Raw genomic sequence first — 15,003 nt, forward strand, 5'->3', positions numbered from 1 at the left:
CGGAGGAAATGCAATGCAGCTGATAAATATCGGTTTTGGTAATATGGTTTCCTCAGCAAGAGTTATCGCAATAGTTGCCCCAGATTCTGCGCCCATAAAGAGGATCATACAGGACGCAAAGGATAAGGGAACGCTTATTGATGCGACTTATGGACGACGTACAAGAACAGTTATTGTTATGGACAGCGACCATGTTGTTTTGTCTGCCGTTGCTCCGGAAACTATTGGCGGAAGAGCATCGGATGATGAAAAAGATTATCAGGAGGGTGAAGCTAATGAACAATAATGCCAAGCTGTTTGTTATCTCGGCTCCGTCAGGCTGCGGAAAGGGAACCATACTCGCAGAAGTTTTTAAGAACAGAGATGTGTATTATTCAGTTTCCTGTACCACCAGAAAGCCTCGTGAGGGTGAGATAGACGGAGTTCATTATCATTTTATAAAGAATGACCAGTTTGAGAAAATGGCTCAGAATAATGAGTTCCTTGAATATGCAGGTTATGCAGATCATTACTATGGAACACCGCTTGAAACTGTAAAGGGCAATCTGGAGCAGGGAAGAGATGTTGTACTTGAGATCGAAACCAAGGGAGCATTTCAGGTGAAAAAGGCAATGCCTGAAGCCGTGCTTATGTTTATTCTTCCGCCGTCTATAAAAGAGATAGACAGAAGACTTCATAAGAGAGGTACTGAGGAAGAATCTGTTATTCAGAAAAGACTCAGCGAAGCCGTTGGTGAGATAAAACAGGCTGACAAGTATGATTATGTCATTATGAATGACGAACTTGAAAAGGCTGTTGAAGATTTTAATATAGTATTTAATTCAGCAAAAGCTGAAGATGATAAAGCTGATAAATTCAAATCAGATAGAGAAGAAACAAAGAAATTAATCGGAGAGGTGCTTGAAAATGCTTAGACCGGCAATATGTCAGATTTTAAAGAACAATGAGAGCTACTATTCACTTGTTATCGCAGTAGCAAAAAGAGCGAGAGAGATAACTGAAGAGGCTTTTGAAAATGAGATATCACTTGATGAAAAGCCTGTTAAGACAGCAGTAGATGAGTTTGCCGCTGGCGAATATAAGATCATAGAAGACCCAAGCCTCAGAGGCTGATTTTTACGGAGGGATAAGCTATGCGGGGTCCATTTACAGTTGCAAAAATCGCTGTAAGCAGCGCCGCATACAGCTTTGATGCCGAATACAGCTATATCGTTCCAAGCGAACTAAATGATAAGATATCATGCGGTGTCAGAGTTATCGTTCCATTCGGCAAGGGTAACAGACACGTTATAGGGTTTGTTACAAGGACGTATCTTGATTCAGCTTATAACGAGAAAATAAAGCCTGTTTTTTCAGTAATAGACGAGGAAAGCCTTCTTACTGAGGAAATGATGAATATAATTTTCTGGCTTAAAGAGCATACATTCTGTACTTTCTTTGATGCGTACAAGTCTGTTGTTCCGACGGGATTTTCATATAGCTTTTCTCAGCATTATAAACTGGTCAATACTTATATCGACCTTGATACGCTGGATGAAAACGAAAGAAATATAATTGAGTTTATGCAGGTTTCTAAAAATCAGCGTGAACTTGATAATTTTCTTGATACCAAAAATGATACAAGGAAAAAGAAACTTGTAGAGGGACTTATAGATAAAGGCTATATTGAGGTAGTCGATAATCTTAAGCGTAAAGTTGGGGACGAAAGCGTAAAAATGGTACAGCTTTCAGAAAAATTCCTTAACGAACGTGAAAAGTTTGCTTTTACACCTAAACAGTCTTTAGTAATAAAGCTGTTGGAGGACTGCGGAAGCGCATCTGTAAAAGAGGTGTGTTATATGACAAACTGTACCCCTACTATTGTAAAGCGCTTGTGTGATAAGAAGATTTTACACGCTTTTAAGTATGATGTTATGAGAAATGCTGTCAGTGATATATCGCAGCATCAGGATCCTGATGATATCGTACTTAATGATGAACAGCAGAAAGCATATAATGGCATCTTTGATTTGGTAAAGGCACAAAAGCCTGCTGGGGCATTGCTGTATGGTGTTACGGGAAGCGGAAAAACTTCTGTTTTTATTAAACTTATAGATTCTGTGGTCAAAATGGGCAAGACAGCTATTCTGCTTGTTCCTGAGATATCTCTCACTCCACAGACAGTCAGTAAGTTTAAATCGTTTTTTGGAGATAAGATCGCTCTGCTTCATTCCTCACTGTCGCTTGGACAGCGAACAGACGAATTTAAAAGGATAAAAAATGGTGATGCACGGATAGTTATCGGTACAAGAAGTGCGGTGTTTGCACCTGTATCAGACCTCGGCATCATAATTATGGACGAGGAGGGTGAACAGTCCTATAAATCGGACTCATCTCCAAGGTATCATGCAAGAGATGTTGCTATCCAAAGATGCGGTTATAATGACTGTGTGCTGCTTATGGCATCAGCTACGCCATCTCTTGAAACATTTTATTATGCAAAGAATAACCGTTTTAATCTGTTTGAATTGAAACATAGGTTTTCTGATGTTTCATTGCCTGAGGTCGAGATCGTTGATATGCTGAATGAGGCTGCACAGGGCAATGACAGTCTGCTCAGCCGACGGCTTGCGGATAAGATAACAGAAACACTTGAGAAAAATGAACAGGTTATCCTGCTGCTTAACAGACGAGGGTTTACAACTTATATAAGCTGTACAGAATGCAGACAGCCTGTTGTGTGTCCTAACTGTAATATACCGCTGACGTATCATAAAAAGAATGACAGATTTATGTGTCATTATTGTGGCTATACTATGGATAATCACAGTGTTTGTCCGTCATGTGGTTCAGATAAGCTTAAAGCAGGCGGAGTAGGTACACAGCGTGTTGAGGACGAGATTGCAAGATTGTTCCCACAGGCAAGGATTCTTCGTATGGACGCAGATACTACTACATCACGATATTCTTATGAGGAAAATTTCAAGGCATTTGGAAATCATGAGTATGACATTATGCTCGGTACACAGATGATAGCCAAAGGATTAAATTTTCCGGAAGTTACTCTCGTTGGTGTAATATCGCTTGATAAGTCGCTTTTTACAGGTGATTTTAAAAGTTATGAAAGAACTTTTTCATTGCTCACACAAGTCGTAGGAAGAAGCGGCAGGGGTGAGAAGTCCGGTACAGCTCTTGTACAGACTTTTGTTCCGGATCACTATGTACTTAATCTTGCTGCACAGCAGAATTATGATGAGTTCTATGATGAAGAGATAGCTCTAAGACAGGCGTTGATCTATCCGCCGTTCTGCGATATCTGTGTGTTGGGATTTTCTGCCCCTATGGAGAGCAAGGTTATTGCTGCATCAAACTGGGTCACAAATCTCATCGGGCAGTATATAAGAAACAATAAAATAACATTTCCGCTCCGTGCAATAGGTCCATCACCCTGCACTTTGGAAATTATAAATAATAAATACAGGTACAGACTGATACTTAAATCAAAGAATACAAAGGATTTCCGTTCGATGATAAAATTTGTGCTTAATGAATTTTACAAGAACACTGATTTCAGGACTGTACATATTCATGCCGACATAAACGGCGATATAGGTTTATAAGAAAGTATAAGAAAGGACAGGAATTATTAATGGCAGTAAGAAATATACTGAATAAAAATGATGAAATTCTGCATAAGGTTTGCAAGCCTGTTGATAAATTTGATGAGAAACTGTGGACTTGGCTTGATGACATGGCTCAGACTCTTGCTAAAGCACAGGGTGTTGGTCTTGCAGCACCACAGGTGGCGATAGTCAGACGTTTCTGCATCATTGATGTTGGTGACGGAATTGTTCATGAGCTTATCAACCCTGAGATAACATGGGAATCTGAAGAAAAGCAGAGAGTTGTTGAGGGTTGTTTGTCTTGCCCAGGTGAATGGGGATATGTTACACGTCCTATGAAAGTAAAATTCAAGGCACAGGACAGACATGGCGAGTGGTATGAAATGGACGCAGAAGGACTTTTCGCACAGGCAGTTTGCCATGAACTTGCACACCTTGACGGTCATCTTTTTACTGAGATCGTTGAAGAATTTGTTGAGGTCGATGAATAAATGAATTTAATTTATATGGGAACACCTGATTTTGCAGTTCCTACATTAAAAAGGCTCTATGAAGATGGTCATAATGTGCAGGCAGTCTTTACACAGCCTGATAAACCGAAGGGCAGAGGATATAAACTCACTCCGCCGCCTGTAAAGGTGCTTGCCTTGTCACATGATACTCCTGTTTATCAGCCGGAGAGCCTGAAGAAAAACGGCGAGGAGTATATTAAGATAATTGAGGATCTTAAACCTGACTGCATAGTTGTTGCAGCATACGGAAAACTGCTGCCTAAAGCTGTACTTGATATTCCAAAGTATGGCTGTGTAAATGTTCATGGCTCACTGCTTCCGAAGTACAGAGGTGCAGGTCCTATACAATGGGCTGTATTGAATGATGAGGAAAAGACAGGCATAACAACAATGCTTATGGCAGAGGGACTTGACACAGGTGATATGCTGATTCAAAGAGAAACAGCCATAGGTGAGAATGAAACAGCTGCTGAACTTTTTGACAGATTAGCCGAAATGGGTGCAGATGTACTTGCTGAAACTCTTGAAAAGTTGGAAAAGGGCGAGATAACCCCAGTTCCGCAGGACGAAAAGCTGTCAAGTTATGCACCAATGCTTTCAAAAGACCTTTGTGCAATAGATTTTAATAACAACGTTAGAAATATCCATAAGCAGATATGCGGATTATCTGATTGGCCTTGTGCAGTTACAATGCTTAATGGTAAAAGGCTAAAGGTTTATAAATCAGAGATCGTATCATATAAGCCTTGCGGCAAAGCGGCAGGAACGTTTGTCGGAAACAAAGAATTTTTGGTAGCTTGTTCAGACGGTGTTATCAGGTTTACTGAGATACAGGCAGAGGGTTCAAAGCGAATGAAAGCTGAAGATTATCTCAGAGGAAAACCTGTTGCTGAGGGTACGATTTTAGGATAAATATCAGCTGTAAAGACTATTTACTTTACAGCTATGGAGGTAGCTAATTGGGAAATTCCAGGAAATTTGTTGTGAAACTTCTTACAAGTATAGATGATAACAGCTCATACTCAAATATCCTGCTTGACGAAGCTTTAAAAAGAAGCAGTCTTACACCGCAGGATAAGAAGTTTGCTACTGCACTGTTTTATGGTGTGCTTGAGAGAAGATATACTCTTGACGAGATAATAAAGAGTTTATCTCAAAATCCTAAAAATCTGATAAATCATACTGTCAGAAATATACTGCGTACGGGCCTTTATCAGCTGAAATATATGGATTCGGTACCAGATTCAGCTGCCGTTGATGAGGCTGTAAAGCTTGCTAAAAAGAACAGAAATCCTGCTATTCCAGGGTTCGTCAATGCAATGCTCAGAGCTTTTATCAGAAATGATAAAAAACTTCCTCAGGGTAATAATGATATTGAAAATCTTGCTATTGAATATTCATGTCCAGTGTGGCTAGTTGAAAAATGGGATAGTGAATACGGCAGGCAAATGACGATCAATATGTTAAGCAGTTCACTCGGACGTGCGCCTACTGTTGTAAAGGTGAATACATTGACAGATGATTTTAATGATACTCTTGATGTGCTATTGGCTGACGGTGCGACTTTTGAACGAAACAGTATGGTGAAAAATTCACTTAATGTTTGTTTTGCAGGCGGCGCTGAAGAAACAACTGCATACAAAGAGGGAAGATTTCATGTTCAGGATCTTTCAAGTCAGCTTTGCTGTGCAGCACTTGATCCGCAAGAGGGGGATACAGTATTGGATCTTTGCTCTGCTCCAGGCGGTAAGACATTTACGATAGCCGAACTTATGAATAATAAGGGAAAAGTAATGGCTTTTGATCTTCATGCTAATCGTGTGCGGCTTATCAAATCTGGTGCAGAACGTTTAGGTTTAGATATTGTTGAAGCTTCTGTCAACAATGCAAAAGAGTTTAACAATGATCTTCCAATGGCTGACAGAGTGCTTTGTGATGTTCCATGTTCTGGACTGGGTGTTATAAGACGTAAGCCTGAAATAAAATATAAAGACCCAGCTGAGTTTGAGCGTTTGCCTGATATTCAATATAAAATACTTGACACTTCATCGACATACGTTAAAGTCGGCGGCACACTGGTATATTCCACTTGTACTCTTTCAAGGGCGGAAAATGATAATGTTGCTGATAAGTTTTTAGAGGAACATAGTGAATTTGAGCCTGCTCCACTTGGTTCTGTATTTAGTGTAAATTCTGACAAGTGCAGAATTTCTATTACACCTGCTGAGTATAATTCTGACGGATTTTTTATAGCAAAATTCGTCCGTCGGAGGTGACATATGCTTATATATAATGATGGTAAAATTGATATTTTAAGTCTTTTGCCAAATGAACTTGAAGAACAGCTTTTAGCACTTGGAGAGAAAAAATTTCGTGCTAAACAGATCTTTAACTGGCTGCACGTAAAAAGAGTGCAAAGTTTTGATGATATGACTAATCTTTCTGTACAATTACGAAACCTGCTGAAAGAAAAATTTTGTCTAAAATCACTATTTATAGCAAAAAGACTTGAATCTAATACCGATAATACTGTAAAATATCTATATAGATTAAATGACGGCAATCATATAGAATCTGTAATAATGGAATACAGCTATGGCAATACGATCTGTGTGTCAACTCAGGTCGGCTGTAAAATGGGCTGCAGGTTCTGTGCCTCAACTATTGCAGGCTATAAAAGAAGCCTTACGGCGTCTGAGATCTTACTTCAAATATATGAATCTGAACGTGACAGCGGTCGAAAGATCTCAGGTGTGGTGCTTATGGGAATAGGCGAACCGCTTGACAATTTTGAAAATGTTGTTGACTTTTTAAGGCTGCTTTCTGATGAAAACGGAACGAATATGTCATTGCGGCACGTTTCTGTATCGACCTGCGGAATCGTTCCACGGATATATGAACTTGCTGAACTTAAGCTTGGCATAACGCTTTCTATTTCACTTCACGCTTCAAATAATCAGGCTAGAAGTGAGATCATGCCGATAAATGACAGGTATGATATAAATGAGCTTCTGACTGCTTGCAGACATTATTTTAAAGTCACAGGCAGAAGGATATCTTTTGAATATGCTTTGATCGACGGGCATAACGATTCAAGGAAAGATGCAGAAGAACTTGCAGATCTGCTGAAGAATTTTGTCTGTCATGTAAATATAATCCCAGTTAATAAGATAAAGGAACGCAATTACCGTTCTGACAGAAAATCTGCCAACAGATTCCGACAGTATCTTGAGGATCTTGGCATAAATGCTACGGTGAGAAGGACGCTTGGTGCAGATATTGACGCAGCCTGTGGTCAGCTCAGACGTGAGTATGAGATTTAATTGAATCAAAGAAGGGTGGTGAGCTGTTTGTTTTTGGCATCGGCTACTGATATAGGCAAAAGAAGAAGTGAAAATCAGGACAGAGTCCGTGCAGAATTTCTTGACGAAAATACTGCTGTTGCAGTTGTCTGCGACGGAATGGGCGGTGCAGCGTCTGGCGGCGTTGCAAGTCAGGTCGCTATTGACGCTTTTATGCAAAGGATACATGAAAATTTCCGTAAGGATATGAATGTAAATTCCATTAGGAATATGCTGATGAATGCTGTGCATTTTGCCAATACTATCGTGTATGAAAAAAGCCGTGAAGATATCGACAAAAACGGTATGGGTACGACTTGCGTAGCGGTATTGGTTATCGAAAAGAGCATTTATGCAGTAAATGTCGGCGACAGCCGTGCATATCTTATGGACGATGACGGAATAAGACAGATCACTACCGATCACACATATGTGGAAATGCTCCGCAGAAGCGGTCAGATCACAGACGAAGAAGCAGAAAATCACCCTATGAAAAATGTTATCACTAAGGCGGTGGGAGTTGAACCTGACGTTGAAGTGGATTACTTTGAAATTGAGGAAAAAGAAAACTTCTCTGTTCTGCTTTGTTCGGACGGATTGTCGGGCTACTGTGACGAACAGCTTATCTACGATACTGTGTTTGGAAATAATCTGGATGATGCGGTAGCTTCGCTTATAGATCATTCAAACGAAATGGGCGGACGTGATAATATTTCAGCCGCTGTTATAGCAAATTAAGTAAACAATTAATATATAGGAGTTGAATAAAATGGATTCTAACATCGGTAAGAAGCTTGACGGCAGATATGAAATCACAGAACTTATCGGCGTTGGCGGTATGGCTGATGTCTATAAGGCTAATGACGTAATGGAAAACCGTACAGTTGCTGTTAAAATTCTTAAACCTGAATTCTCTCAGAATGAAGAGTTTCTGAGAAGATTCAGAAATGAGAGCAAGGCTATTGCTGTGCTTTCACACCCTAACATCGTAAAAATATATGACGTAGGATTTACTGACGAGATTCAGTTTATCGTTATGGAGTATATTGACGGTATTACTCTTAAAGAATTTATTGAACAGCAGGGAGTACTCAAGTGGAAAGATGCTCTGCATTTTGTGACACAGATACTCAGAGCGCTTCAGCACGCACATGATAAGGGTATTGTACACAGAGATATCAAGCCGCAGAATATCATGCTCTTTACTGATGGCACTATAAAGGTAATGGACTTTGGTATTGCAAGATTTTCAAGGATCGACGGCAAGACCCTTTCCGATAAGACTATCGGATCAGTTCATTATATTTCACCTGAACAGGCAAGAGGTGATATGACTGATGAGCGTTCAGATATCTATTCAGTAGGCGTAATGCTTTATGAAATGCTTACTGGCAGAAAGCCTTTTGACGGTGAAAACCCTGTTGCTATCGCTCTGAAACATATGCAGGAAACGGCTGTAAGTCCTAGAGAGATCATGCCTTCTATACCTGAGGCACTTGAAGAGATCGTGATCCATGCAATGAAAAGAGATCCTGCAAGACGTTATCAGTCAGCAGCTGAGATGATAAGAGATATCGACACATTCAAGCTCAATCAGTCAGTTGTATTCGGTTATAAGGATGCAGCACCGAGCGTGTATGAACCGCCTGTTGAACATATCAACGATCAGTATGATGATTATGATGACCAGTATGACGATGATGATATTTCAGATGATGAAGATGAGGACGATGAAGAGGACGAAAAGAAGCGTTCATATGTTGTTCCGATACTTCTTGCTGTAACAGTAGCAGTTGTAATTATTGCAGCGTTTGTTATCGGCTGGGTAGTAATTAAGTCATTTGCAGGAAACGGCAGTATCCATACAGGAACAGTTACTCTTCCTAACTTTGTCGGAAAGAATATTGTTCAGGTCGAGCAGGACTGGAAGGATAAGCTTAAGTTTGATCTTGTAAATGAATATAATGACGAGTATGATGAGGGTATCATATTCTGGCAGAGCCAGTCAGCAGGTAAGTCAGTTAAGGAAGGCTATACTCTTACGATCAAGGTATCTAAGGGTAAGCAGATGACTATAATCCCTGATATGAATGGTTCAGAGTCTGAGGTCGCTCAGAGTGAACTTAAAGCAGCAGGCTTTACAGTAGTTCTGAGAACTATGTTTGATGATTCAGTAGCAGAAGGCCTTGTTATCAAGACAGAGCCAGCAGCAGGCAAGGAATATCCTGTCGGCGGTTCTGTAACAGTTTTTGTAAGTAAGGGCCCTGTTGATACTAAGGTAAAGGTTCCTGGCGTTGTTGGTATGACTAAGGAAAAGGCTATTGCAGCACTTAAGGAGAATAAGCTCACACCTAAGGTCGAAGAAATCGCACACGAGGGTGATAAGGGCAAGGTTGTTGACCAGTCTATTGATAAGGGCGAAAAGGTAGACAGAGATACAGAAGTAACGATCTATGTTTCAACAGGTGAAACTGATCCGGTTGACCTGACGATCGCACTTCCGATGCCGACTGGTATCCACGGTTCATATTCTATCGAAGTCTACAAGAATGGAAACGTTGCTTATACCCAGCCTATTGCTAGTGGTGAAACAGTTGCGGGAAGCACAGTAAATATTGATATCACAGGTAAGAAGAAAGAAACTCTTACAATTTCTATCAGAAATAATGAAACAGGAAGAACTGTAAACTACGCAGTATATGACATCGACTATGATGAAAAGACTGTAAAGCTTAATGGTTCACTGAATGAGTCAGGACTTCTTGATATCACACCAACTACCACAACTACTACAACCGAAGAAACTACCACAACAACTACTACAACTACAACACAGGCTCCTGTTGAACCGCCACAGACGGAAAATACAGATGAGCAGCAGTAAGTGTGAGTTATGAATGGTATAATAACGAAAGCAATCGGAGGTCTCTACACAGTAGAAGCCTCCGAAGGCATTTATGAATGTAAAGCAAGGGGCATTTTCCGTAAAAAACAGATCTCACCTGTATGCGGTGATAATGTTGAAATACTGATCGAAAAAGACGGCTCTTGTGTGATAAATGAGATATATCCGAGAAAATCAGTACTTATACGGCCACCGCTGGCTAATCTTGATATACTTGGATTTGTGTGTGCTACCTGTGAGCCTAAGCCTAATCTTCTTCTGCTCGATAAGTTTATAGTTATTGCTGAATACAAAAAAATCACTCCTATAATTGTTTTTACTAAGATAGATAAACAGAGCAGTAAGGAATATTCTGATATATACAAAAAGGCTGGGATTCAGGTATACGAAGTTGATAATTTAAGCGGTGACGGCGCACAGGCTGTAAAGGCTGCGCTGCAAGGTAAACTTTCAGCATTTACGGGAAATACGGGAGTAGGGAAGTCCTCGCTTTTGAACAATATGTTCCCTCAACTGGAGCTTGCTACGAATGAGATAAGTAAGAAGCTTGGAAGAGGTAAACATACTACAAGGCACGTTGAGCTTTATAAGCTTGACGGCGGCGGATACATTGCTGATACGCCAGGTTTTTCATCTTTTGATACAAACCGCTATGATATTATTTTCAAAGATGAGCTTGCAGATTGTTTCATAGAATTCAGAGATTATACAGACAAATGTAAATTTCCGAATTGCAGTCACACAAAAGAAAAGGGCTGTGCAGTTATCAATGCTGTCAAAGAAGGAAAAATAGCACAGTCACGCTTTGACAGTTATGCTGAGATGTATGAGCAGGCAAAGCAGCTGAAAGAGTGGGAGTTTAAGAATGAGTAAAAACTGCATTATCTTTGCAGGCGGAGAACCTGTCAGCAGAAAGATGATCTATTCATATCTTCCTAAAGAGCCATATGTGATATGCGCTGATAAGGGTTGGGAGCTTGCGGATAAAAATGATATAAAGCCTGATCTGGTGATCGGTGATTTTGATTCGTCGCTAAAGCCTGAAAATGAACCGACCAAGGTTTATCCGGTTGAAAAAGATGATACAGATCTAATGCTCGCCATAAAGGAGGGCATTGCGCTTGGTTATAATGATTTTACGATTTTTGGCGCAACAGGCGGAAGATTTGACCATATGATAGGAAATATCCAAAGCCTTGCGTATCTGCTCGAACATAATTGTGTCGGAAGAATAATATCAGACAGCGAACGTATACAGCTGCTTTCACCCGGAAAATATAATATTTATCCGATAAAAGATTTTTCACTTTCCCTTGCCGCCTATTCTGAAATAGTCGGAGGGCTGAGCATAAAGGGTGCTAAATATGAAGTAGATGATTGCGTTCTCACCAATAACTTTCCGCTTGGTATATCAAATAAAATTACGGCAGATCATGCTGAAATTGAGTTTAATAAGGGTGTTTTGCTGGTAATACAGTCTGATCTATGCACCAAATTCTGAAGAATGAATATTATGTACTATAACTTATATGGAGGTTTTACTTATGAAAGTTGTAGTTGTAAAAAGCCCTAAGGCTCTGTCAGGAATTCTCAGAATGATTTTTAAGATAAAACGTGATACAGAATAAAAATTTTCAATTGATCTTGTCCGCAGGATAGTTTTCCTGCGGATGTTTTATTTTGTAAAAAGCCTGAAAAATAGGGCATCTGTCATTGACAAAACACACTGTAAATGATATAATAATATAGATTGTAAAATGTATTTTTGTATGTTTTATGATAATAATTATTGTGAGGTGGTGTGCGCTGTGTCAACTATGATAAAGAATAATGTTAAGCTTCCTGAATACAGCGTGCTTATGTCTGTATATGCAGGAGAAAAGCCGGAATTTTTGAGAGCAAGTATTCAAAGCATGATGGATCAGACATATCTTACAAATGACTTTGTATTAGTTTGTGACGGAAATCTTACAACTGAGCTGGATAGTGTTGTTACTGAGTTTGAGGATAACTATGAGTGTTTTCATCCGCTGCGTATGTCTAAAAAAGTTGGTACTGGAAAATGTGCCAATGCAGGAATTGATAAATGCGTAAACGAATATATCGTTAAGATGGATTCTGATGATGTTGCATTGCCTAACAGATGCGAGGTTTCGCTTTACACAATGGCTAAACACCCTGAAATAGATATACTTGGTGCATATATTGAAGAGTTTGACAGCGAAGAAGGCAGCTTTATTGCAGTCAGAAAAACACCTTTGAGTCATAAGGAGATAAAAAAATATTCAAAGCGCAGAAATCCGTTTAATAATCAGACTCTTGTTTATAAGAAATCTTTAGCAAAAAAATGCGGAGGATATTCTGATATAAAACGCTGTGAGGATTATGATTTTGTTGTCAGAATGCTTGCGGCAGGCGCAAGAGGAAGAAATCTTGGACGTGTGCTTGTTCGTTACAGAGTTACAAAAGGCAATTATGAACGCAGAAAGAACTGGGCAAACACAAAATCATTTATAAACGTTCGCTGGAGGATATACCGTTCCGGCTATTCAAAGCTTAGTGATTTTCTTATACCATGCCTAGGACAGCTTGTAATATTCCTGCTGCCTGCATCAATGACAGGAAAGATATATAAGAGGTTTTTACGAGGCTGATGAATAAGATTTCAATAGTATTAAAGCAATATTTCAAGTCTGCCTTACAGAAAACCTTGTTGCCTTTTTATTATAGCTTGTATAAAAACAAACCTGTAAAAAAGAACTATGTAATATTGGCTGATTCAAACTGTGATAGCACACCTGACAGCATGATATGCATGAAAGAATGTTTGAAAAGCAATGGTTATGATGTATCAGAAATGTATCTTGATTTTTCCGGTCATGGCTTGAAAAGCATTATGAAATATATGCTGGACTTTATGAAAGAATATGCAGTCGCAGAAGCTGTGTTTATATGCAATTATTTTGTACCTGTGACATCATGCAAAAAACGTAAGGAAACGACTGTTGTACAGTTGTGGCATGGTGCAGGCTGCTTAAAAAAGTTTGGCTATGATAGTGCAGATGATATCTCTGTACACTATAAAGGCAGTGTTACAAAAAACATAGATCTTATTACGGTAAGCAGCCCTGAGTGTGTTAAGCCATTTAGTTCAGCATTTAGATTAAATGACGATACTGTAAAGCCTATGGGAATAAGCAGAACAGATACGTTTTTTGAAGCTGATTTTAAACAGCGCTGTATAGATGAGTTCTATGAAGATTATCCACAGTATAAGGGTAAGAGAATTATTCTTTATGCACCAACTTTTCGTGGAAATGCATCGGGAGCGTATTGCGTAGGTCAGGAATATGCAGCACAGCTTCAAAATAAGCTTGGTGATGATTATGCTGTTCTGATAAAGATGCACCCAAGACTAAAAAGTGATCTTACTAACTGTAATATTGAAACTAACAGGCTTTTTCCTGTGGTAGATCTGCTGATAACCGATTATTCTTCATTGGTGTTTGAATATTCGCTTTTTGGTAAACCGCTTTTACTTTTTTGTCCCGATTATGAGGAGTATAGTAAAAGCAGAAGTTTTTATCTTGATTTTGAAAATGAAATGCCGGCTAAGATCATAACTGACGGAGAAAAACTTGCTGTTGAGGTAATCAATTCACTTGAAAATTACGATCAAAAAAAGATGCAGGCATTTGCTGATAAATATATGTCCTCCTGTGACGGACACTCCAGCAGCAGGATACTTGAATATATACGGAGATGATAAAAATAGATAATAAAAAAAGTAAGGACAGCAGTTTGGGAATTACTGAAATAATTTCCGAACATAAAGGTAAATTCAAACAAATTGCACTTTTGTCCGTAAATGAACTTAAGAAAAAATATAAGGGAGCAGCTCTTGGTCCGCTTTGGGCGGTTATCAAGCCGTCATTTACATTATTTATACTTTGGTTCGCTTTTGCGATCGGTCTCAGAGGTTCAAGTGATGTAATTTTTATGGGTGAAAAGTATAAACGTTTTGTGTTTATGCTGACAGGTTATGTACCTTGGTTTTATATTTCTGAAATGATCGTCGGCGGTTCAAGGTCGATTCGCAGTAATAAGCAATTCGTTACAAAACTGAGTTTCCCTGTTTCAAATATTATGACATTTACATCATTAGCGTCTTTGTATATCCATATTATGCTTTGCGTGATAATGTATATTATTCTTATTTGTATGGGATATGCTCCGAGCATATATAATTTGCAGTATTTTTACTACTGTGCAATGATGTTCTTGTTCTTCCTTGTGCTTTCTTGGGCAACTGCACCGCTCAGTGCATTCAGCAAGGACTTTGAAAACCTTGTAAACTCTATAATTACAGGACTTTTCTGGCTTTCAGGCATTTTCTGGAGTACATATGATCTTTCACAGCCATGGCTGAAAAAAATCATGTACTTTAATCCTGTAAACTATTTTGTCAACGGATACAGAAAATCTTTCCTTACTGACACTTTTATTTTCGACAGCAATTATACTACCGAAACTGTTGTGTTCTACGCAGAGTTTATTGCACTCATTTTTGTGGGATCGCATTTTTATAAGAAATTCAGAAAAATTCTGCCTGATGTACTGTAAAGCAATTTGAAAGGACGGAA

Annotated in this window: 16 protein-coding genes; all 16 read left to right on the forward strand. The window is 39.2% G+C overall.

The genetic code is table 11. The features are described 5' to 3' along the window. Positions 1-13: 13 nt before the first annotated feature. The 16 genes from Q0E19_RS04115 to Q0E19_RS04185 all read left to right on the forward strand — a co-directional run bounded on the left by Q0E19_RS04115 (position 14) and on the right by Q0E19_RS04185 (position 14,983). Positions 14-286 carry a DUF370 domain-containing protein gene (locus Q0E19_RS04115; RefSeq protein ID WP_294407709.1) on the forward strand — a complete coding sequence of 91 codons (273 nt, stop codon included), beginning with the start codon at positions 14-16 and terminating at the stop codon, positions 284-286. Then, positions 276-914 (forward strand): guanylate kinase, encoded by a 639-nt coding sequence (gene gmk, locus Q0E19_RS04120; RefSeq protein WP_294407710.1) that lies wholly within the window; start codon positions 276-278, stop codon positions 912-914. The genes Q0E19_RS04115 and gmk overlap by 11 nt, the downstream gene beginning before the upstream one ends. Further along, a complete protein-coding gene (gene rpoZ / locus Q0E19_RS04125) occupies positions 907-1,113 on the forward strand; it encodes a DNA-directed RNA polymerase subunit omega (protein WP_294407712.1) in 207 nt (68 codons plus the stop codon). Before gmk ends, rpoZ begins: the two co-directional genes overlap by 8 nt. Positions 1,114-1,133: 20 nt before the next feature. Beyond that, positions 1,134-3,599, forward strand: coding sequence for a primosomal protein N' (gene priA, locus Q0E19_RS04130; protein ID WP_294407714.1), 2,466 nt, complete (start codon positions 1,134-1,136; stop codon positions 3,597-3,599). 29 nt (positions 3,600-3,628) lie between these two features. Then, positions 3,629-4,093 carry a peptide deformylase gene (gene def / locus Q0E19_RS04135; RefSeq protein ID WP_294407715.1) on the forward strand — a complete coding sequence of 155 codons (465 nt, stop codon included), beginning with the start codon at positions 3,629-3,631 and terminating at the stop codon, positions 4,091-4,093. Next, positions 4,094-5,026: a methionyl-tRNA formyltransferase gene (fmt, locus tag Q0E19_RS04140; RefSeq protein WP_294407716.1), complete on the forward strand. Its 933-nt coding sequence runs from the start codon at positions 4,094-4,096 to the stop codon at positions 5,024-5,026. Positions 5,027-5,073: 47 nt separating this feature from the next. Further along, positions 5,074-6,390 (forward strand): 16S rRNA (cytosine(967)-C(5))-methyltransferase RsmB, encoded by a 1,317-nt coding sequence (gene rsmB / locus Q0E19_RS04145; protein WP_294407717.1) that lies wholly within the window; start codon positions 5,074-5,076, stop codon positions 6,388-6,390. Positions 6,391-6,393: 3 nt separating this feature from the next. After that, the gene (gene rlmN / locus Q0E19_RS04150) at positions 6,394-7,437 is read left to right on the forward strand and encodes a 23S rRNA (adenine(2503)-C(2))-methyltransferase RlmN (RefSeq protein WP_294407718.1); all 1,044 of its coding nucleotides are present in this window, start codon (positions 6,394-6,396) and stop codon (positions 7,435-7,437) included. An 18-nt stretch (positions 7,438-7,455) separates the two neighbouring features. Then, positions 7,456-8,193, forward strand: coding sequence for a Stp1/IreP family PP2C-type Ser/Thr phosphatase (locus tag Q0E19_RS04155; protein ID WP_294407793.1), 738 nt, complete (start codon positions 7,456-7,458; stop codon positions 8,191-8,193). Between the two features lie 31 nt (positions 8,194-8,224). Continuing rightward, positions 8,225-10,339, forward strand: coding sequence for a Stk1 family PASTA domain-containing Ser/Thr kinase (pknB, locus tag Q0E19_RS04160; protein WP_294407720.1), 2,115 nt, complete (start codon positions 8,225-8,227; stop codon positions 10,337-10,339). A gap of 9 nt (positions 10,340-10,348) precedes the next feature. After that, positions 10,349-11,233: a ribosome small subunit-dependent GTPase A gene (gene rsgA, locus Q0E19_RS04165; protein ID WP_294407721.1), complete on the forward strand. Its 885-nt coding sequence runs from the start codon at positions 10,349-10,351 to the stop codon at positions 11,231-11,233. Next, on the forward strand, positions 11,226-11,861 hold the full coding sequence (locus Q0E19_RS04170) for a thiamine diphosphokinase (RefSeq protein ID WP_294407723.1): 636 nt from the start codon (positions 11,226-11,228) through the stop codon (positions 11,859-11,861). Before rsgA ends, Q0E19_RS04170 begins: the two co-directional genes overlap by 8 nt. 43 nt (positions 11,862-11,904) lie before the next feature. Beyond that, positions 11,905-11,988 (forward strand): stage V sporulation protein SpoVM, encoded by an 84-nt coding sequence (gene spoVM / locus Q0E19_RS11905; RefSeq protein WP_365904572.1) that lies wholly within the window; start codon positions 11,905-11,907, stop codon positions 11,986-11,988. Positions 11,989-12,177: 189 nt separating this feature from the next. After that, entirely contained in the window at positions 12,178-13,014 is an 837-nt protein-coding gene (locus Q0E19_RS04175) for a glycosyltransferase (protein ID WP_294407794.1), read from the forward strand. Then, on the forward strand, positions 13,014-14,126 hold the full coding sequence (locus Q0E19_RS04180; RefSeq protein WP_365904550.1) for a CDP-glycerol glycerophosphotransferase family protein: 1,113 nt from the start codon (positions 13,014-13,016) through the stop codon (positions 14,124-14,126). The genes Q0E19_RS04175 and Q0E19_RS04180 overlap by 1 nt, the downstream gene beginning before the upstream one ends. A gap of 35 nt (positions 14,127-14,161) precedes the next feature. Then, entirely contained in the window at positions 14,162-14,983 is an 822-nt protein-coding gene (locus Q0E19_RS04185; RefSeq protein WP_294407725.1) for an ABC transporter permease, read from the forward strand. Positions 14,984-15,003 lie beyond the last annotated feature (20 nt).

Source organism: uncultured Ruminococcus sp., assembly GCF_934476685.1.
Taxonomy (GTDB): domain Bacteria; phylum Bacillota; class Clostridia; order Oscillospirales; family Ruminococcaceae; genus Hominimerdicola.

What these genes read in the sequence shown, in the direction of transcription:
- gmk (WP_294407710.1), top strand. Translation starts at nt 276, where the DNA reads ATGAACAATAATGCCAAGCTGTTTGTTATCTCGGCTCCGTCAGGCTGC.
- rpoZ (WP_294407712.1), top strand. Translation starts at nt 907, where the DNA reads ATGCTTAGACCGGCAATATGTCAGATTTTAAAGAACAATGAGAGCTAC.
- Q0E19_RS04180 (WP_365904550.1), top strand. Translation starts at nt 13,014, where the DNA reads ATGAATAAGATTTCAATAGTATTAAAGCAATATTTCAAGTCTGCCTTA.
- rsgA (WP_294407721.1), top strand. Translation starts at nt 10,349, where the DNA reads ATGAATGGTATAATAACGAAAGCAATCGGAGGTCTCTACACAGTAGAA.
- rlmN (WP_294407718.1), top strand. Translation starts at nt 6,394, where the DNA reads ATGCTTATATATAATGATGGTAAAATTGATATTTTAAGTCTTTTGCCA.
- spoVM (WP_365904572.1), top strand. Translation starts at nt 11,905, where the DNA reads ATGAAAGTTGTAGTTGTAAAAAGCCCTAAGGCTCTGTCAGGAATTCTC.
- pknB (WP_294407720.1), top strand. Translation starts at nt 8,225, where the DNA reads ATGGATTCTAACATCGGTAAGAAGCTTGACGGCAGATATGAAATCACA.
- def (WP_294407715.1), top strand. Translation starts at nt 3,629, where the DNA reads ATGGCAGTAAGAAATATACTGAATAAAAATGATGAAATTCTGCATAAG.
- Q0E19_RS04115 (WP_294407709.1), top strand. Translation starts at nt 14, where the DNA reads ATGCAGCTGATAAATATCGGTTTTGGTAATATGGTTTCCTCAGCAAGA.
- fmt (WP_294407716.1), top strand. Translation starts at nt 4,094, where the DNA reads ATGAATTTAATTTATATGGGAACACCTGATTTTGCAGTTCCTACATTA.
- Q0E19_RS04175 (WP_294407794.1), top strand. Translation starts at nt 12,178, where the DNA reads ATGATAAAGAATAATGTTAAGCTTCCTGAATACAGCGTGCTTATGTCT.
- priA (WP_294407714.1), top strand. Translation starts at nt 1,134, where the DNA reads ATGCGGGGTCCATTTACAGTTGCAAAAATCGCTGTAAGCAGCGCCGCA.
- Q0E19_RS04170 (WP_294407723.1), top strand. Translation starts at nt 11,226, where the DNA reads ATGAGTAAAAACTGCATTATCTTTGCAGGCGGAGAACCTGTCAGCAGA.